Origin of the sequence: Microvirga aerophila, assembly GCF_003332305.1 — a bacterium.
Classification (GTDB): Bacteria; Pseudomonadota; Alphaproteobacteria; order Rhizobiales; family Beijerinckiaceae; genus Microvirga; species Microvirga aerophila.
The window spans coordinates 1-16778 of sequence record NZ_QOIO01000054.1 but is presented as its reverse complement, the minus strand read 5'-3'; the positions used below and the strand labels follow the sequence as shown (position 1 = coordinate 16778).

Sequence of the window (16778 nt, the reverse complement as noted above, 5' to 3'; positions counted from 1 at the left end):
CTTCTGGGCTTCGGCACCAGCCAGTCCGCTTCCAGCCTGTGGACTAGACCATGCGCGTCAGAACAGTGCAGAGGATCGAGACTCCCGCAAACGCGAGTCCACTCATCTGGCAGAAGGTGAACATCTCCTCCCACATCTCACTCCTGTCGCCTGAGGAGCGGGTGAGCGGCGCGTGCAGACAGGTGCGAAACCGTCTCCGAGCATAGCTCGCAACAGCGAGGGTGGTGAACGACGCCCCGCCGAATAGAATGGCACCAAACCAAAGCAGGTGATCGAGACCGTCAATCGGCATGGTATAGTCTCGCAGCCGTGCATGCGTTGCGCAAGATTCCCAGACACGGGCTCAGGTTCATCAGCGGCGGCGAGACCTGTCGTCACCGTTCAGCTTGTAAGGCAGGAGCGTGGTCTGAATAATCCTTCTCCCCTCCGACGATGGCATCGCGCCGCCCACGAGCAAACCGACGAGACTGGCCCACAGGTGCCGCAGCTGAACTCGGAAGCTCTGACCGATGGGCTGCGGCTCTCCTCATCGGTCATTGCTCCATCTCCCGGTGCCGGATGATCAGGAGCCTAATGCCATCCTCTCTGGATGCGGTCTTGCAGCATGGCGAGTTGCTGGAGGTAAGGCTCGCGCCGCTCGTGATGGTGCTGTTTGAGCTTTTCCAACGCCCGCGTTCGCAGGTTTGGGTCTTTCATGCTTTCGCTGAGTTTCTCGCGCTCACGGTCGTAGGCCAAGTCAATGTCGGCCAAGGTAGAGAGAAGTGACTGGAGCAAGGGTTGGAGCGCAGGAGAATACATCCTCGGCGACGGTGCCTGTCTGCGGGAATGTGGTGGATACTGATTGTCGGTCATGGCTTTCCTTCCCTGTATCTTTATGCAGATTGCAGGAAGGGGTACTCAGGGAGATGGCTCACGTCAGTCTGAAACCTGACAGAACGGCAACAATTACTAATCTATGTTGGTTTTTGCAGGCGCATCCGTACGGCGCTGCCAAAGCGTGGCACTGGTCTGCGGGTAAAGCACTAGGTGTAGGTGTGCGGTAAAAGGCGTTCGAAACTGCGCCTGATCTTGCCGTAGCACTCGCAGGCGGCTTCTTCCAGACCAGCACGGTCCACGACCGCGATGAGCCCTCGGCCCTGACGGATTAGACCCGCCGTTTGCAGCGTGCGCAAGACCACACTCACCGATGGGCGCTGAACGCCAAGCATCTCGGCCAGAAACTCATGCGTGAGCGGCAGGGTGTCCTGGTCCACCCGATCCTGCGTGCTCAGTATCCAGCGGCAGCAGCGAGCTTCGACAGCATGAACGGCGTTGCAGGCGACAGTCTGGAAGGTCTGCGCCAGCAGCGCTTCGGTGAAGCGGTGCAGCAGGAGCCGAATACGTGGACGCTCGTTGACGACTTCCTGCACCCGGTCAATCTCAATGCGCGAGGCCGTACCAGGAAGGTGCACGATGTAGCGCCCAAAGGACTCACGGGTATATAGGGCGCTGATCAGGCCAAACAGGGCTTCACGCCCGAACACCGCCACCTCAACGGAGCCCCCATCCTCTAGAACATTGACTAGGGACACCACTGTGTCGTGAGGGAAGTAGGTGTAGCGGATGGTATCGCCCGCTTCATAGAGAACCTGACCTTTTTGCAGGTCCACGATCTCAAGGTGCGGCTCAAGGCTGGCGAAATCCTCAGGCTCTAAGGCAGCCAGGAGCCGGTTGGCGCGATGGTCTGCTATCCTTGAAGCCTGGGCCATAGCTCACCACGTTGGAGCGCGCTCCTCCACTTCCCTCAGAACCCATAGTAAGGCGGCACCTTCCAGTGGTCGTGAATGGCCTGCTCACGCTTGCGATCCCGCCAGATGGCTTCATCCTCGTAGGTTACAGGAGCACCGGTTAGCTGCTCTTGGGTAATGTCGGTTCGATAGCCGCCAAGCTGGGTGTCATATGTGAGCTTCTCCCACGGGATCGTATGGGTGTGAGCCCCGATCCCAAGGAAGCCGCCAAAGCTCATTACCGCGTAGACCACCCGTCCGCTCACCTTCTCGATCACCAGATGGTGGATCGCGCCAATCCGTTTGTCGCGCGGATCGTAGACGGGCGTTCCCTCCACCCGATTGCTTTCGATGAGAGGATGGGAGGGGGTTGTGTCGGGTGTTGCTGCTGTTTGGGTCATGATCAACCCTCCTGCGCAGACAAGGACTACTGAATCAACCGGACCGACATCAGACGAGTTCCGCGCCTGCGTCGGCCCCTAACCTTGCGCCACCCTGACTTTCTGGTCAGTGCCTGAGGTCAGGGTCACGGACCCTGGCAGTCACGGTCAAGCTATAGTGAAGCTCGACCAGACGCTGAATCACAGCTTCACGCTCTTGCCGATGCCGAGCTTCCAGTTGGTCGGCGAAGCGCTGCTTCAAAGTGTCAGGGCCGGATACCTGATAGAGAGCCTCCCGCTTGGTCCGGTAGCGGGTCTCCACGGTGGCGAGCGCCGCCAGAGCCGCTAACAGGTCTGGAGCTAGATTATCCAGGGAAACCTGCTCCGGTGCCGCTGAGCCGCCTGTTGTGGACTGTAGCATCAGAAACCTCCCAGCATCGCGTGATGGGTCGATTCTACACCCAGCGCGGCATTGTGAAAGGCCGCTTTCACCCGGCGCACATGGTCACTAGGCTCTTCGATGATCAGGCGCAGAGTTCAGCCCCGACCGGACCTTGCCAATGGGCTTCTATCCTGCCGGTTTTGCTTGACGGAAGACCCTGAGGGGAGGACGATTCTGCTGCTGCTCAGCAGCAGTACGCTGGTCCCAAAACAACCGGTGTAGTTCTTCGAAAGGAGGTTCAAGCATGGAACCACCTTGGAGCTTAGCCGCGATGATCGCTGCGGCATCTGGACGGGCCTCAGCGTAGCGGACATCCACGAACGGCAGACCGGGAGCGGCCTCAGGAGCCGCATCAGTGAGGCAGGGCTCCGTTTGTGTCCCTCCCGGCCCTGTACGGCGTGACGCCAAAGCAGCAGGAGGAGAACGATGTTCACCAGCTTCCCTTCTCGCGCTCACGGAGTAACGGGAGCCATGATTGCTTGGGGCATGGCCTGCGTCGCTGTCACGCTGGCAGCCGCCATGTTCCTCACGGCGGTTCCTGCGCACTGATCCGCCCCTGCCGTAGACCGGCTGAAGTACGGGGCTGAACTGGTAGGAGGTCGCAATGCTGCGCTCCAGCATGATGTGGGTGCTGTTCCTGTTCGCTGTTTTGCTGCCCGCTTGTACTCCTGGCCCGATACGCGCGCAGCCTCAGGCCGGTGTGGCTCCGCTAGCGCTGGAGGACGTGGCGTCCGTTCTAGGCCCACGTCCGCAGAGACTAAACAGGGCAAGGTGAGAGCCTTCTACTCACGGCCTAGTCGGTTCTAAAGGGTTGTCCGCTTGCGGGTGAAGTACCAGATCGCAACGGCAACCACAATCACGAGTACAATCACCCACCACCAGTCAGCGATCCCGCCCGCAGGTGTCGCCGCCGCATCCCCTGGTGGTGTCCCCGGAGCCGTCGTCTGGGCGAGAGCCAGCGAAGATGAGGTTGCCAGAGAACCGAGGCCCGCGAGCATCTTAGAAGACACCTGACGCATCTGCCCTCCTTCAGACGCCCCAAGAGGCATCCACCGGCATTAATCCTCAATGACAACCAGCCATAACGGCTCAGGTTCCAGTCCGACAATCCTCGGTCCACGCAACTTGCTCCAGGAGGATGCCTCGTTCTTATTTCCTGGGCAGCATTCACCTCTGAAGGCTCACGTCCGTTTGGTTACCGCAACTCGGTCTATAGGAGGGAATAGCTAGCCCCATCCTTCTTAGACGGCGTGTTTGATCTTTTACCGTGACGGCACGCGTATGCGTCGGCTTCCAGCGAGCGTATACTTGCACGGAGTTGGGAGGCTATCATGCTTCAGAAGATCAGGCTCTATCTCTCCTACGAAAACGAAGTGCTCGTTGTGGCGGCTCTGGCGTTCGTGTTCTGCGGGGCCGTCATCTTGGGATACATGTGACGGGCTTCAGGCACTGATGGCGCTCGTGCTGATCGCAGGCGTGCTTACCGTCTCCATCATCGGGGCGAGGAATCGAGCGGTTTGGGTTGGCCCCCTATGCTGTGGGTGTGGCCGCCGATGCGGAGGTCGTCATGGCCTACATCATGTTGCAGTATGACCGCCCCACCGACCGACAGAACTGGAACGACTACAACCGGCACGTCCGGGACTGGATCAGCCAGCTTCTGCAAGCGCCTGGGGCTGTGTCGTTTGTGGCCTATCGCACGGCTGATGCGGCCAGTCCGGACACCTTTACCATGCTGGAGTTCCGCACCCAGGAGGAGGCCCGTAAGGCAGTCGCTTCTGAGCCCATGAAGAGAGTTCTCGACGGCTTGCGCTCCGTAGGCGCGATGGCCAAGGTCCAGGTGGTTGAGCGCTCGCCCTTCACACCCCTGCCGATCCAGGCGTGACAGCGGAGCCGCTCTAGGAAGCTGCCCAGCCATACCGATAGATGTGGCTATCCCCGAGGCGTCCCGTCTTCTGACACCGTGCCTGCCCCCTCCGTGTGGCCGATGGCGCGAGGCCGGGTGCCCATCGTGAACTGGTCCAGGCTCGCCAGCGGCAGGTGGACGAACGTGCTGATCCGGGTCTTCAGCACCTGAAAGGCCCGTCCAAAGGCTTGCTCCCGGTCCTCGTCAGAACCTGAGACGGCTGCCGGATCGTCGATGCTCCAGTGGACAATCGAGGGATGCCCCGGCCAGAGCGGACAAGCCTCCCCGGCAGCGCTGTCGCAGACGGTGATCACGAAGTCCATCACAGGGGCATGCGGCTCGGCGTACTCGTCCCAGCTTTTCGAGCGGTAACCGTGTGTGGGATAGCCATGGGCTCCCAGCACCTTCAGTGCGAGGGGGTTCACGCTGCCTTTGGGCTGACTGCCCGCCGAGTATGCCTGGAAGCGGCCCTCGCCGTCCTGGCGCAGGATGCCTTCCGGGAGGATCGACCGGGCCGAGTTGCCGGTGCAGAGGAACAGCACGTTGTAGGTTCGCTCACTCATGAGAGACCTCCCTTAGCAGTATAGTGCAAGACTAGCCGCTCTCCTCTGGTCGGGTCGCCGTGTTGGCGCTCATAGGGCGGGTGGGCTCACCCGCTTGGTGCCAAACGACCGCGTTGGGGTGCCGGGGAACAGCGAGACATGGGTATGCTGGGCCACCCACTCCTCCCCGACAGCCCCTCGCCCAAACACAACCGTGGCGCGTCCAGGGCGGTCAAAGGGCTTGCCGTCTTCGGTATAGCCGGTGGACTCGAACACCGCCATGGCCACTGCCGTGAGCCGATCCGCGGAGAGGATGGTGCGCAGATCATCAAGCCGCCATCGGAACTGGTCGATCTGACCCCAGATATGCCGCCACTGCTCGGTCTCGGTCGCGTCTCGCCCGATGGTGAAGGCTGTGTAGGTGCCAAAGGTGATCATGTCCTCGACAAAGAGCGGACGCGAGCCAATGTAATCCACCGTCTGCACGCACAGTTGCAGGCGCTGGAACCAGCGGCGGACCAGGGTGACATCATCCTCTGGCGCATGCATGGCCGCCTCCAAAGCTGAGACTCCGAAGGAGGGTGCGCCTGCTCCAGCAGGTGGTCAAGCAATCCCGAGCCAAGGTCTCAGCCAATCGGATGATCTGGATGATGGGCAGCCGCAGGTGTATGGTGGCGCAGTAGCCAAGGTGGAGCCAAACCATGGCACGGACGGCTTACAGACACAGCGATCCCGTTGTTGAGAACAAGCGCTCCCCGCAACGCAACCGGCGTCGGTGTGAGCAACTGAGACGTATCCATCCCATGACACGGGAGCAGCAGCTTGCCCTGATCGAGGAGGCGCGTGCTGCCCGCCGTGCCGCGCAGCAGGTGGCTGAGGTGGCTTAGGCTCAGGTGCTGACCCTGCCGCCTGACCAGGAGTGGGCGTATGGGAACGGCTGGGGGTGATATGGCGGCAACAGGTTTACCCGCTACGCTGGGCTCCTGAGCTTTGGAGGAGAAGGTTCCATGAGGAACAACAAGTTCAAGGTCGGCCAGTCGGTTCTCCCTGCCCATCCCAGGCGGGCTGATCCTGATACTTATGTAGTCGTTCAGGTCCTGCCCGAGACCTCTCACGAGGCCCAGTATCGCATCAAAGGCTCATCGAGCGGTATCGAATGCGTAGTTCGCGAAACGCAGATCAAAGCGATCAGAGGACGGTCAAGTCATCTGCGGGCATCGTTGCCTCGGTTTGAGAGCGAGCGCATGGCTCACGTCGTGTGGTGTTAGGGGCCATGCCGCACCGAGTGACTTGCGGGTGCATGGCAGTGCGAGGATTACTCTCCATTACCTATAGCGTTGTCCAATACGACTAGCTGAAGCCGCCATTTGACCGACGCTCACCGGACGACAGGTGGCAAGCGCCGCTTCCAGCGTTCACCGGCAGGCAGCGATGGCAACGGCAGGCCCCGGCGAACTGCCTTCCGGTAAGCGGCCCAGTAGGCATGGCGCTTCTTCCCACGCGGTTCCTCGGCATGATCGCTCGGCATCTCGCGTGAGGAAGAAGCCATAACGTGCGTATCCGGCACGGCTCCTGTCTGAGGTGTCGAACCAGCAGCAGGCATTTCATCTGTCGCGTGGAATTCACTTGCGTTTGCGGGAGAGAAATGACGTTTTCTTGGTGCACCCGCCGCATCGGATTCTTCAGCAGTCGCGGCCTTGCTGCCTGACTTTTGTGCCAGCGTCCGCCGCGCAAGCTGCTCGTCTGTCTCCTGTTGCTGTCGGGCCTGAATTGGGTCCACCACCTTGGTAAGGCTCGGGAGAATGCGTCCTGTTCTTGCCCGAGGAGCATCAGACGTGGTTTCGCCGCTCAGAGATAAACGGGAGGGAGACTTCGGCGCTGCAAAAAGGTCGTCCGATGGACGCATCTTGGGCCTGTGGCGAGTGCCGCTCTCGAAAGCGACTGCTTTTCTAGTGGAGGTGCCGACTGATGGCGTCTTGGCTCGTTTGATCTCAACTGCGAAGGAGGGGGTAGTTCTGTGGCGCACTCAAATTACTCGCAAAGTTGTCGTGGTGGCGGTGAGCACCGAGGCCATTCACTTGAGGGTCCTCGTGCAGTTTCGCCTCTACCAACTCTCGGGATTATAAATGATTTCAAGCAAATCAAAACAACTTCAATGTGAAATTTTCGTAATGTGGCATGTAGCTCTATTTTCCTCTGTCTAGATATAATCTGCTAACCTAGATTGACGAGCCTGCCTTTCTCTTCAAATTTACATATCTCCTGCCCCTTAGAACATCTCTGATCGAGCTATCCTGAGCCGCAGTTCCTGCCGCATCACGGGTTGCTTATACCTGCCTTACCCTGAAAACTGCGCTTGCGGCTCTTCCCTCAGATCAGCAGTCGCGCATGCATATAGAGCAAAGGCTGCGGCAGCCAGTTCTGGTTGGTACTCTGGCAGTCGGGATGGGATGGAAATTTCTTGTGATACTCACATTCCAACCCTCTCACAACCGTCTGCATCCCCATGATCGTTTGAGGATGAGGAGGTTCACAGCAATCTGATTGCCATTGAGCTTACTGTCCGATCAGACGATCCACCATCGCCTTGACGGCCCGCATCTGAGGCCCGCTCCGGTTGGCGTAATCGGTCCCACTGTAGGCCCAGAAGTCCCAGCAGCGATTGGGGTTCGCCGCTGAGGCCGTGGCCTGCGGGTACAGGACAACAATATTGTTGCTGGACGCCCAGCGGTTGTAGCCCGCATCCCGGATGAAGTCATCGTACACATTGTCCACGTCCTGCTTGCAACCGTGGAAGGCCACATGCAGGCGGCACTGGTGAGTAGCGCATGGAGTTGGAACGTACAGGTAGCCGACGCCATGCAGACTGACGCTCCTGTTGGCTGGATCAAAGAACTCAGACTGGTCGAATGCAACCATGCTCCCATCTCGATGCGGATTGTTGGAGGCTAGTGTGAGTGGCTCCGGATAAAGGTGGCGCAGCAGCATCTCGGCGGCTTCATACCCGCACTGGATCACGTAGGGTGGCTCATGCTGCCCGCACTCCCGGACCGGAAACGTGCTCTCCCCGGTGAATTGGCTCACCGGCATGCCGTGATTGGCCGAAGCACCGCTCTGGTTCTGATCAAACCGAAGCTTTGTCTCGTGAACGCCAAACGTGCTGTAAACCTGCTTGAGCGTTTCCATGATCCCGAGCGGGACGATGGCATCGCTCTTGCCGTGGAACAGCCACACCCGACTGTCGGCGAGGTTGGCTGGATCGTCAATCAGTCCTTGGTTCGCAGCCTCTCTGATGAGCCTGACGGAATCTTCAGCCTCCGGGGCTGAGGGACGCAGTCCATAGTAGCGGCTGCCAAAGTAATGCGTGCAGGCCACCACTGCGGCAGAGACACGGTCCAGGGGGCGCGGCCAAAAGGGCGACCATGGGTTCGGGATGTTCTCGACACAGCCATACGGTCCACCCGCAATGATGCCTGCACCTTTGACGAGCTTCGAAAAGGCAATGTGGAACTGGTGCGCGAAGAAGCCGCCTGAAGACAGACCCGAAACGGTAATGGTTGCGCGATCAAGGTCCGGGAGAGACGATAGCTTCTGGTCGGTTGACTGCGGTGGTGGATCGGGCAAGCGGTCATGATTTGCCCACCCTTCCACTGGCAGCAGCGCGACAACCAGCCCCAGCACTGCGAACGGGCGGCTCATGATCGTGACCCTCAACGAATCCATGGTGGGCTGCAATCCAATCGCCGTCTTTGACGGCTCGACCGGAGTATACACGTTACGACCTTCCGAGTAGGAACGGGTCGTCAGCCCCGCTAGGGGCCAAATCGAAGAAGTGCACCGGATGCGTGATTTGACCGAGAAGCAGTTTGTGGCCGCGATGGTGCGCAACGGGTTCATCAAGGATGAGAGCCTGCTCAACGGCTTCCGTCACCCGTCACCCTGATCTGCCAGAGGCGATGTTCATGACACTGCTCATCCAGGCCAGCGGTTACCGGGGAGCCCTGAAGTCTGCCCTTGAAACTCTCAAAATGGCTCAGACCCAGAAGGCGGCATAACGACAAGCCGACTGGTTCCGCTAAGCTCGCCGCCCGAACAGTGCGCTCAGCACCGTGCCCACCCCTCGTGAGGCATCCTGATTATTAGGCTGCGCTGGCTCTGGAGCAATCTCTTGCTCAGCTACGTGCTTCAGTTCAGGTTCCAGGCCAGATGGTGATCCAGCGACATCCTTTGGCTTGGCCTCCTCAGTCCGGGGCAACAACTCGATGCGACCTAGAAAGTCTTGCCGAGGCTCATACAAGATATAATCCTGGTAGCCGGGTCTGAAGGGCTGTTCTCTGTCATAAATGATATCCGAGGTAACATCGATGACGAACATCCGCCCCGGTTCGGTCATCACATCTGCTCGACTTACCACGCCTTCAACAAAGCTCTTTGTCTGGCCTGGAGGATGATAATGGATGCGCACTACATCACCGATAGCAATCGTCAAAGAGGTATTCCCTTCCTGTATTAAAGCATGGTCACCTGATACTTCAGGATGCCTTTATCGTAGACTGGGCACAACTTGAAGCGTCCAGATTGCCGCTTCCCGCCTTGATCTGCCACCAGACGCAGGATGTCTGTCTGGGTGCGCCATGACGATCAGGGGCAGGTCCAACACTGTATGACTGCTGTTGCAAGCGGTACATCCAATGCACCGCAGCCAAGCCTCAAGGTCCGCTGAACGAGAGACTGGTCGTAGGCGTTGGACTGCCATCAGTCAACGAAGTCGGATCGTCATCTCAACAGGAGAGTGATCATGGACGAGAAACAGGGAATGGAACCCGGTCAAGCTGGGAATACTCAGTCCGATGTGGCAAACCGAGCGGGTGGTCATGGGCCCGGCTCCCAAGGTAACGCTCAGGAGAGCAGAGATTCGACCGAAAGCTTGGTTGATCAGGCCAGGAATACGGCTGCTGATGTTGCCAGCCGTGCCTCCGATGTGGCCCGTGGTGCTTACGATCAAGGTCAGCAGTATGTCCGCGAAGTTGGCAACCGGTATCCTGAGGCCCAGCGCTACTATCAACGAGCCACACAGGCTGTCGGACACCAGATCACGGAAGCCCCGCTCGTATCGCTGCTGGCGGTTGGCGCGGTCGGCCTCGGGCTGGCCTGGATCATGGGAGGTCAGACCAGGAGCCAGGAGCGTGGCAGGACCCGCAGGGACTACCCTGGTCAGCGCTCAGGCAAGCCTCTGATCGAGAGCGACCGAGTGGAAGGAACTGCGGTCTACGACCGGAGTGGCAAGCGTATCGGCACAGTCGAGCGGGTCATGATCGACAAGATCAGTGGACGTGTGGCCTATGCCGTGATGTCGTTTGGCGGCTTTTTCGGCGTGGGCGCGAAGGAGTACGCTGTTCCTTGGGGCATGCTCGATTACGACCCCGACCTGGGAGGCTATCGTTTCCAGATCACCGCAGAGCAGCTTCGGAGCGCGCCGAGTCTCTCTCGTGCTCGCGGTCAGGACTGGCCGGATCGGGAGAGCGAGCAGGACCTGCACGACTATTATCAGGTGACCTACTACTGGCTCTTTCCGTGACGCTCTCGACAGGCAAGCGGCAAAGGCATTCCGTTCCCGGTTCTCTCAGGGGACCAGGACTTAAACCCGAAGAGCGGCTCACGAAGCCGGTTCGGGATTGTTTCGGCATCTATTAAGACTGGTTCTCACCCCCCACACCTCCCGCCGATGGTGCAAAAGCTCACGATTGTTCAGGGTGGAAGGCGATAAGTGGAGCACAGGGAACTCTAACCCTCATAGCTCTGTTGGCGTGACACGCCTTCGTCAAAGGAAAGGCCAAGCCGATGATGTGCCAATACTGCCACCTGGATGTGAACGACCCCTGTCACAACACACAGGAGATGCGGCAGCGAGCCATGAGCCACGTGGAGCGCTGCGAGAAGGCGCTCAAGGACGATATGAGCGACGGGATCAATCCCAGTGACGGTCAGAGCGCCGGGAGCATCTGAAAGACAGAGGTCGAGATGGCAAAGAACCCTTGGCTCAGCTTCTAGCTTAGTGCCGCAAGCACCTGGGCTGGTGCTGCCCGTGGGCTCTGGACGGCAGAGATGTACCGTCAGCAGAAGGCTATGTTGAACGAGATGACGAAGCCAAAAGGGCGGCCCGGCAGTCAAAGTCGTTCGCCCAGGAAAGCTTCAGCCAGGGTGCAGAGAAAATCCAAAGGTTAATCTGACGCTCAACGGCTCATTCTGTCATTGGCTAGGATCGCCTCTGAGCAGGATCGATTTTGCGAAAAGAGATCAAAAGAAACCCGGCTGCTTTTTCAAGCGCCGGGTCGAGCAATCTGCATCTCGTAAGTCTTAGACCCGTCGCACAAGGGGAATGCGGGGATATGACGGGTCCGCATGTGTTGATAATCTATGAGCGTCCAACAGGTTCCGGAATTTCGTGAGCTTTCTTGCGCATTCTCACCCGTATGACACGGGTCAATGAAAGCCAAACCTGTTAGGGGCAGAAACGCTGGTCGGACGGCGCAGCGCTTAGCGGAACCGCGACTCTGCCCTCACGTTGGCTCCAAAATCGCGTGCAGTTGGAGCAAGCTCATGATCTGTCCGTTCTGCAAGCAGGAGGTGGACAGTCCCTGCCGCAACACCGTGGATATGCAGCAGCGAGCCAACAGTCATATCGAGCGCTGCAATTCGGCCCTGAAGAGCCTCCAGGGCATCGTCTATGGCTAACCGTGACGGTTGGCGTAGCGGTGCTTCTTGGCAAGGTCCTTCTGTCCTTCCAACGTCTTGGCTGGGGCAACGACCTGTTTCCAGCGAACCGTGTGCTTCTTCCACGACGGTCTCATGCGAGCTTTACCAGCCATAGCTTTCTCCCGTTCATCAGGTGAAGCATGAAACCATATCGAACCAGATGAAAACATCTCATCCCGAGTGGGTAGTTGCAGGTTCAATGTCGGCGCATGCCACCCGTGATATGATGATCCTGCGCCTTATGGCTCGGAGAGGCAGATCATGCGCGTCCAGGCCCTGCTGACAGCCATCTGCCTGTGCCTCCCAGTTTCTGCTATGGGGCAGGATCGGGCGACCATTCAAAACCTGAACGATCAGTTCGCGAAAGCCTTCAACACTGGCGACATCGCGGCAGTCGCTGCCCACTACACCGAAGATGCAGTCGTCCTGCCACCTGGGGCCGAGATAGTAATGGGCAGGAACGCGATCCTGACATTCTGGAAATCTGCCACGGAGCAGATTGGCGACATCAAGCTGACAGCGGTGGACGTAAAGCCGCTCGGAGACAACGCAGCCCGAGAGATCGGGACCTTTTCTCTCCGGGCCAAAGGGGCACAAACGCAGCAGATCACCGGCAAGTATGTGGTCGTCTGGGAGAAGGTCGGAGCCGACTGGAAACTTGCCACCGACATCTGGAACACGAACAAGTAGCACAGACGGCCGTTCTGCCTCTCCCAGTAAACCTTGGCTTTTAAAGCATCGCGCATGGCATTGCAGGCTGGACACCCCGCTCAGCCAGAAGCACAATCCACTCAGCAACTGCACCGAGGGTCCCATGGATCGCAAGGAGCGCAAGATTGAGCGGCGATTGGTTGCCGTCCTCGCGACCGATGTGGTTGGCGCGTCAGGGCTGATGGAAGCAGACGAGGCTGGTACGCTCTCCGCGATCCAAGCAATCTTCTCCGAAATCATCGAACCTGCCGCCGCACGGCACGGCGGGCGCATGGTGAAGACCATGGGCGACGGAGCACTCGTAGAGTTCGCCAGTCCAGTCGAAGCTGTCCTATGTGCTGTGGAAGCTCAGGCTGGGATCGCAGAGCGGCCCCATCAGGGGCAAGATATCCAGGTACGCATGGGCATCAACCTGGGCGATGTTGTCACCACGGAAGATGGCGATATTCTCGGCGACAGTGTGAACGTCGCCGTTCGGCTTGAGAGCATCGCCGATCCCGGTGGCATCTGCATCTCGGGCAAGGTATTCGACGAGCTTGAGGGTAAGCTGTCGTTGCCCTTCGAGGATCGCGGCGAGCAGCGCCTCAAAAACATTGCCCGTCCTGTGCGCGTCTACGCCTTGAGGAGTGGAGAGATATCCGTTCGTGAGCCAAGGGCAGCGCGAGCGAGCCCGAACCATACTGACAAGCCCTCCATCGGAGTTCTGCCATTCGCGAACTTGAGCGGCGACCCGGAGCAAGAGTATTTTGCTGATGGGATCACGGATGACATTATCACCGCCCTTGCCAAGACCCGCTGGCTGTTCGTGACCGCCCGCAACTCCTCCTTCGCTTTCAAGGGCAAGGCCATTGAGACGGATCAAGTCGCTCGCCGGTTGGGCGTCCGTTATATCCTCAGCGGCAGTGTACGTCGCAGTGGCAACCACGTCCGTATCTCGGCCCAACTCACCGAGGCCGAGACAGGAGGCTCCATCTGGGCGGAACGGTACGACCGTGATGTCAGCGACATCCTTGCGCTCCAAGATGAAATTGCAGAGGAGGTGGCTGGAACCATCGAACCCGAACTGCTCAAGAAAGAGGGACAAAGGGGCGCTGAACGCCCCCAGAGCCTGACGGCTTGGGACCTTGTTCGGCGCGGCATGTGGGAGTTCCACAAGATCAAGCCCGAGTCGCACCGGATTGCGCGGGAGCTTTTCCTCAAGGCTATCGAAGTCGAGCCCGGTTCAGCAGACGGGTACATTTGGCTCGCTCGAACAGAGGCTGGTCTTGCCGTTTATGGATGGAGTGGCGATCCGGCAGCCGCCCTGCGGAATGGCATGACAGCAGCGCTAAGAGCGGTACAGCTTGACGAGAAGAACCCTTATTCGCACTACGCAGTCGCGATCACCCACGCGTTTGGAAGCAAGTCGGAAATAGCCATCCGTGCCGCACAGCGGGCTGTTAGCCTGAGTCCCAGCTTCGCCCTTGGGCATCTTGTGCTTGGGGTAGCGTATCTCCACGATGGGCACACCCGAGATGCGATCAAGAACTTAGAATATGGTTTGAGACTCTCTCCTTTCGACCCGCAGAACTTCAGTTGGTTGTTCTTCCTGGCTGTTGCTCACTACTTTGCGAATGAGCCCGAAAAGGGTCTCAGTACCGCACGACGAGCCCTCACGCTGCGGCCCCAGTGGGTCCCGCCGCTCAAAATCGCTGCCCTATGCTGCGCCTCGCTTGGTGATGTACAGCAGACTCGCTCCATTCTATCTGAGATACAGTCCTCGACGGATACAGGAGGCGATCTCACACGGCTGATTGCACAGTTCAATCCGACTTGGGCCGACCAGATGGAGACCACAATTCACCAAGCTATAAATAGCAAGTTCCAATGATGCCTGTCCGAAAACCGAAGGAGTTCGCATGCCCGTTGAGGTACGCTGGATACTTAGCTTTGCAGGCATCGTTACGCCGGGCGTCCGATGAGCCCGCAGGAGCACAAGGTCGAGCGGCGGCTGGCGGCCATCTTTGCCGCCGATGTAGCAGGCTATTCGCGCCTGATGAGCCAGGACGAGGTTGGCACCCTCCGCACTCTGACCGCCTGTCGCGAGATCATGGACCGGCTGATCGCTGAACATGGCGGACGGATTGCCAACACAGCCGGGGATAGTGTTCTGGCCGAGTTCCCCAGTGCTGTGGATGCCGTCCAATGTGCGGTCGAGGTGCAGAAGGCCATTACCCAAGTGACCCAAGGCACTCCGGAGGGCAGTCGCCTCCAGTTTCGGATCGGAGTCCATGTCGGCGACGTGATGGTCCGAGGCGGTGACCTGTTGGGCGATGGGGTCAACATTGCCGCGCGACTGGAGGGCCTTGCCGATCCAGGTGGCATCTGCATCTCGGAAGCTACCTATGGCTATGTACGAAAGGCCGTGGCAGTCGGCTTCAGCGATCTCGGGCCTCAAAAGGTAAAGAGCATCAACGACCCAATCCGCGTCTACCGTGTTGCGGCTCCAACTTCGCCTTCCTCCGGTTTGGCGCAGGCAGTAGGGCCAACGAAGGTCCTTCCTTTTCCTGACAAGCCGTCAATTGCCGTGCTTCCGTTCACAAACATGAGCGGTGACCTTGAGCAGGACTACTTTGCCGATGGCATTGTGGAGGAGATCACTGCTGCCCTTTCTCGCATTCGCTCCTTCTTCGTGATCGCGCGGAAATCCACCTTTACCTACAAGGGCAAGGCCGTTGATGTTCGCCAAGTCAGCCGGGAGTTGGGGGTGCGCTATGCCCTGGAAGGCAGTGTGCGGAAATCCGGCAGTCGAATTCGGATCGTCGCTCAGCTTGTTGACGCGGTAACAGGGGCTCACCTGTGGGCTGAGCAGTATGATGGCCGAACCGAAGATGTGTTCGATCTCCAAGACCAGATTACTGCGAGTGTGGTGGGAGCAATCCAGCCGTCTGTCCGCGCTGCCGAGATCGAACGAGCCAAACGCAAGCGACCCGACAATCTGGACGCATATGATTTGGTGATGCGCGCCCTTCCCGATGTTTGGTCCTTAAGCAAGGATGCAAATGTCAGAGCCACAGGGCAGCTTGAGCAGGCACTTCAACTCGATCCAACCTACCCATTGGCACTTTCGCTGCTCGCTTGGTGCAAAGGTCAGCGCGTTATTTACAACTGGTTCGCAACCATCGAAGAGGACAAGCGGGAGGCCCTTCGGTTGGCAGAGGCTGCATCTGTTTTAACCTCAGATGACCCGTTTGTTTTGACGGTTCTCGGAGCGGCTCTGACAATCACTGGTGAGTTCATGGCAGCGGCGAAGATGCTGGATGCCGCCATTCGTCTTGATCCAAACTCCTCTTGGGCTTGGAACCGCAGCGGTTACCTGCACCACTACCTGGACGATCCTGAGACGGCTATCCAGCACTTTGAGCGAGCAATCCGCCTAAGCCCCTTCGATCCCATGGTGTTTAACTCCGAGACCGGGATCGGATCGTGTAACTTCATTGCTGGACGCTATGAGCGCGCTGTTGACTTCTTTGAGAAGGGCTTGATCTCAAACCCCAAAGCAATCTGGATACATCGCCATCTTGCCCCAGCTTACGTCTATGCGGGACAACAAGAAAAAGCTGAGGCCAGCGTCCGCAAACTCCTTGAGGAATATCCCAACCTCACTGTGAGAGGGGCTCGTGCGGCAATGGCTTTCCGAGGTCAGGTCCTTGAGCGCATCTGCGAAGGGCTCCGTCGCGCTGGTCTCCCTGAGTAATTTTGGATTTTCAGGAGGGAGGCCGTGACAGGCACCTGCGCCTGGGGAGCGACTTCGATGACAAGGGTTTTCGGCGCGAAGCAACACTCGCGACACAGCTTCTGCGACAGGTCGAGCCCCTGGAACGGCGGGCGGGGCACCGCGCTTGGAGAATAGGGCAGATCGAGTCCTTGCCGGAAGACGACGAGAACTGAACAGCAGCCCGTCATCTCGCCGATAGACCCTCGCTATCCCAGGCTGTTCTCTGGGAGGATCGTATAGGTCGGGCATTTCTGTGTATGGAGGGTCTTCACAGTGAAATAGCCTGTCTCATGAACTTCCTCCTGCACATTCTCCTCTTTATGGTCTGGTAAGTTAACCTCCGAACCTGCCGAGTAGCCCATCAATGCCAGAACCACTGTCGGCTCGTCTTGCCGTCCTGATCGACGCTGACAACGCCTCCCCACGGATTGCCGATGGTCTCTTTGAGGAGATCGCCAAGATCGGGGAGGCCAGTGTCCGTCGCATCTATGGCGACTTCTCAGGTCCACGTCTGAAGC

21 protein-coding genes are annotated in these 16778 nt (G+C 58.8%); 10 read left to right on the top strand and 11 right to left on the bottom strand.

What is annotated here, in order from left to right; all coding sequences use genetic code 11:
* Positions 1–43: 43 nt before the first annotated feature.
* The 5 genes from DRB19_RS23235 to DRB19_RS23215 all read right to left on the bottom strand — a co-directional run bounded on the left by DRB19_RS23235 (position 44) and on the right by DRB19_RS23215 (position 2567).
* Complete coding sequence (locus DRB19_RS23235) at positions 44–292, bottom strand: hypothetical protein (RefSeq protein ID WP_114188401.1); 249 nt, start codon at positions 290–292, stop codon at positions 44–46.
* Between the two features lie 278 nt (positions 293–570).
* Positions 571–852 carry a hypothetical protein gene (locus DRB19_RS30180; protein WP_147023399.1) on the bottom strand — a complete coding sequence of 94 codons (282 nt, stop codon included), beginning with the start codon at positions 850–852 and terminating at the stop codon, positions 571–573.
* Positions 853–1022: 170 nt separating this feature from the next.
* Positions 1023–1748: a Crp/Fnr family transcriptional regulator gene (locus tag DRB19_RS23225; RefSeq protein WP_114188399.1), complete on the bottom strand. Its 726-nt coding sequence runs from the start codon at positions 1746–1748 to the stop codon at positions 1023–1025.
* A 35-nt stretch (positions 1749–1783) separates the two neighbouring features.
* Positions 1784–2167, bottom strand: coding sequence for a PRC-barrel domain-containing protein (locus tag DRB19_RS23220; RefSeq protein WP_114188398.1), 384 nt, complete (start codon positions 2165–2167; stop codon positions 1784–1786).
* Between the two features lie 106 nt (positions 2168–2273).
* Positions 2274–2567: a hypothetical protein gene (locus tag DRB19_RS23215; RefSeq protein ID WP_114188397.1), complete on the bottom strand. Its 294-nt coding sequence runs from the start codon at positions 2565–2567 to the stop codon at positions 2274–2276.
* A 447-nt stretch (positions 2568–3014) separates the two neighbouring features.
* Here DRB19_RS23215 and DRB19_RS31580 point away from each other — a divergent pair, with 447 nt between their 5' ends.
* Positions 3015–3137 carry a hypothetical protein gene (locus DRB19_RS31580; protein WP_276330629.1) on the top strand — a complete coding sequence of 41 codons (123 nt, stop codon included), beginning with the start codon at positions 3015–3017 and terminating at the stop codon, positions 3135–3137.
* Between the two features lie 254 nt (positions 3138–3391).
* On the opposite strand, the gene DRB19_RS23210 is transcribed toward DRB19_RS31580, so the two are convergent.
* Entirely contained in the window at positions 3392–3607 is a 216-nt protein-coding gene (locus tag DRB19_RS23210; RefSeq protein ID WP_114188396.1) for a hypothetical protein, read from the bottom strand.
* A gap of 503 nt (positions 3608–4110) precedes the next feature.
* Here DRB19_RS23210 and DRB19_RS23205 point away from each other — a divergent pair.
* Positions 4111–4473 carry an RNA-binding protein gene (locus DRB19_RS23205; protein ID WP_114188395.1) on the top strand — a complete coding sequence of 121 codons (363 nt, stop codon included), beginning with the start codon at positions 4111–4113 and terminating at the stop codon, positions 4471–4473.
* Between the two features lie 47 nt (positions 4474–4520).
* On the opposite strand, the gene DRB19_RS23200 is transcribed toward DRB19_RS23205, so the two are convergent.
* Positions 4521–5057, bottom strand: a complete 537-nt coding sequence (locus tag DRB19_RS23200; RefSeq protein ID WP_114188394.1) for an arsenate reductase ArsC — start codon at positions 5055–5057, stop codon at positions 4521–4523.
* A gap of 69 nt (positions 5058–5126) precedes the next feature.
* Complete coding sequence (locus DRB19_RS23195) at positions 5127–5585, bottom strand: YybH family protein (RefSeq protein WP_114188393.1); 459 nt, start codon at positions 5583–5585, stop codon at positions 5127–5129.
* A gap of 152 nt (positions 5586–5737) precedes the next feature.
* Here DRB19_RS23195 and DRB19_RS30175 point away from each other — a divergent pair, with 152 nt between their 5' ends.
* Both DRB19_RS30175 and DRB19_RS23190 read left to right on the top strand, forming a co-directional pair.
* Entirely contained in the window at positions 5738–5923 is a 186-nt protein-coding gene (locus DRB19_RS30175) for a hypothetical protein (protein WP_162815822.1), read from the top strand.
* Between the two features lie 120 nt (positions 5924–6043).
* Positions 6044–6304, top strand: coding sequence for a hypothetical protein (locus DRB19_RS23190; RefSeq protein ID WP_114188392.1), 261 nt, complete (start codon positions 6044–6046; stop codon positions 6302–6304).
* 1288 nt (positions 6305–7592) lie between these two features.
* On the opposite strand, the gene DRB19_RS23180 is transcribed toward DRB19_RS23190, so the two are convergent.
* Together DRB19_RS23180 and DRB19_RS23175 are read right to left on the bottom strand one after the other, a co-directional pair.
* Complete coding sequence (locus tag DRB19_RS23180) at positions 7593–8759, bottom strand: extracellular catalytic domain type 2 short-chain-length polyhydroxyalkanoate depolymerase (protein WP_147023403.1); 1167 nt, start codon at positions 8757–8759, stop codon at positions 7593–7595.
* A 352-nt stretch (positions 8760–9111) separates the two neighbouring features.
* Positions 9112–9525 carry a hypothetical protein gene (locus DRB19_RS23175; protein ID WP_147023506.1) on the bottom strand — a complete coding sequence of 138 codons (414 nt, stop codon included), beginning with the start codon at positions 9523–9525 and terminating at the stop codon, positions 9112–9114.
* 309 nt (positions 9526–9834) lie between these two features.
* Between DRB19_RS23175 and DRB19_RS31725 the strand changes: the two genes are divergently transcribed.
* Both DRB19_RS31725 and DRB19_RS31575 read left to right on the top strand, forming a co-directional pair.
* Positions 9835–10614 (top strand): PRC-barrel domain-containing protein, encoded by a 780-nt coding sequence (locus DRB19_RS31725; protein WP_338067379.1) that lies wholly within the window; start codon positions 9835–9837, stop codon positions 10612–10614.
* A gap of 1022 nt (positions 10615–11636) precedes the next feature.
* Positions 11637–11771: a hypothetical protein gene (locus DRB19_RS31575; RefSeq protein WP_276330628.1), complete on the top strand. Its 135-nt coding sequence runs from the start codon at positions 11637–11639 to the stop codon at positions 11769–11771.
* Here DRB19_RS31575 and DRB19_RS30170 read toward each other — a convergent pair.
* Positions 11768–11905 carry a hypothetical protein gene (locus DRB19_RS30170; protein ID WP_162815821.1) on the bottom strand — a complete coding sequence of 46 codons (138 nt, stop codon included), beginning with the start codon at positions 11903–11905 and terminating at the stop codon, positions 11768–11770. The genes DRB19_RS31575 and DRB19_RS30170 overlap by 4 nt on opposite strands.
* 148 nt (positions 11906–12053) lie before the next feature.
* On the opposite strand from DRB19_RS30170, the gene DRB19_RS23165 reads away from it, so the two are divergent.
* From DRB19_RS23165 to DRB19_RS31275, 4 genes are all read left to right on the top strand, one after another.
* Complete coding sequence (locus tag DRB19_RS23165) at positions 12054–12482, top strand: YybH family protein (protein ID WP_114188388.1); 429 nt, start codon at positions 12054–12056, stop codon at positions 12480–12482.
* On the top strand, positions 12412–14373 hold the full coding sequence (locus DRB19_RS23160) for an adenylate/guanylate cyclase domain-containing protein (protein WP_114188387.1): 1962 nt from the start codon (positions 12412–12414) through the stop codon (positions 14371–14373). Before DRB19_RS23165 ends, DRB19_RS23160 begins: the two co-directional genes overlap by 71 nt.
* A gap of 87 nt (positions 14374–14460) precedes the next feature.
* Positions 14461–16239 carry an adenylate/guanylate cyclase domain-containing protein gene (locus DRB19_RS23155; protein WP_114188386.1) on the top strand — a complete coding sequence of 593 codons (1779 nt, stop codon included), beginning with the start codon at positions 14461–14463 and terminating at the stop codon, positions 16237–16239.
* 385 nt (positions 16240–16624) lie between these two features.
* The coding region (locus tag DRB19_RS31275; RefSeq protein WP_162815820.1) for a PIN domain-containing protein at positions 16625–16778 on the top strand (154 nt) is incomplete at its 3' end.

Bases quoted from the DNA above. Each gene is read 5' to 3' on its own strand.
- DRB19_RS30180 (WP_147023399.1), bottom strand. From the start codon at position 852: ATGACCGACAATCAGTATCCACCACATTCCCGCAGACAGGCACCGTCG.
- DRB19_RS30175 (WP_162815822.1), top strand. From the start codon at position 5,738: ATGGCACGGACGGCTTACAGACACAGCGATCCCGTTGTTGAGAACAAG.
- DRB19_RS23220 (WP_114188398.1), bottom strand. From the start codon at position 2,167: ATGACCCAAACAGCAGCAACACCCGACACAACCCCCTCCCATCCTCTC.
- DRB19_RS23160 (WP_114188387.1), top strand. From the start codon at position 12,412: ATGTGGTCGTCTGGGAGAAGGTCGGAGCCGACTGGAAACTTGCCACCG.
- DRB19_RS23195 (WP_114188393.1), bottom strand. From the start codon at position 5,585: ATGCATGCGCCAGAGGATGATGTCACCCTGGTCCGCCGCTGGTTCCAG.
- DRB19_RS31575 (WP_276330628.1), top strand. From the start codon at position 11,637: ATGATCTGTCCGTTCTGCAAGCAGGAGGTGGACAGTCCCTGCCGCAAC.
- DRB19_RS23190 (WP_114188392.1), top strand. From the start codon at position 6,044: ATGAGGAACAACAAGTTCAAGGTCGGCCAGTCGGTTCTCCCTGCCCAT.
- DRB19_RS23155 (WP_114188386.1), top strand. From the start codon at position 14,461: ATGAGCCCGCAGGAGCACAAGGTCGAGCGGCGGCTGGCGGCCATCTTT.
- DRB19_RS23215 (WP_114188397.1), bottom strand. From the start codon at position 2,567: ATGCTACAGTCCACAACAGGCGGCTCAGCGGCACCGGAGCAGGTTTCC.
- DRB19_RS23225 (WP_114188399.1), bottom strand. From the start codon at position 1,748: ATGGCCCAGGCTTCAAGGATAGCAGACCATCGCGCCAACCGGCTCCTG.
- DRB19_RS30170 (WP_162815821.1), bottom strand. From the start codon at position 11,905: ATGGCTGGTAAAGCTCGCATGAGACCGTCGTGGAAGAAGCACACGGTT.
- DRB19_RS31580 (WP_276330629.1), top strand. From the start codon at position 3,015: ATGTTCACCAGCTTCCCTTCTCGCGCTCACGGAGTAACGGGAGCCATG.
- DRB19_RS23210 (WP_114188396.1), bottom strand. From the start codon at position 3,607: ATGCGTCAGGTGTCTTCTAAGATGCTCGCGGGCCTCGGTTCTCTGGCA.
- DRB19_RS23235 (WP_114188401.1), bottom strand. From the start codon at position 292: ATGCCGATTGACGGTCTCGATCACCTGCTTTGGTTTGGTGCCATTCTA.
- DRB19_RS23200 (WP_114188394.1), bottom strand. From the start codon at position 5,057: ATGAGTGAGCGAACCTACAACGTGCTGTTCCTCTGCACCGGCAACTCG.
- DRB19_RS31725 (WP_338067379.1), top strand. From the start codon at position 9,835: ATGGACGAGAAACAGGGAATGGAACCCGGTCAAGCTGGGAATACTCAG.
- DRB19_RS23165 (WP_114188388.1), top strand. From the start codon at position 12,054: ATGCGCGTCCAGGCCCTGCTGACAGCCATCTGCCTGTGCCTCCCAGTT.
- DRB19_RS23180 (WP_147023403.1), bottom strand. From the start codon at position 8,759: ATGGATTCGTTGAGGGTCACGATCATGAGCCGCCCGTTCGCAGTGCTG.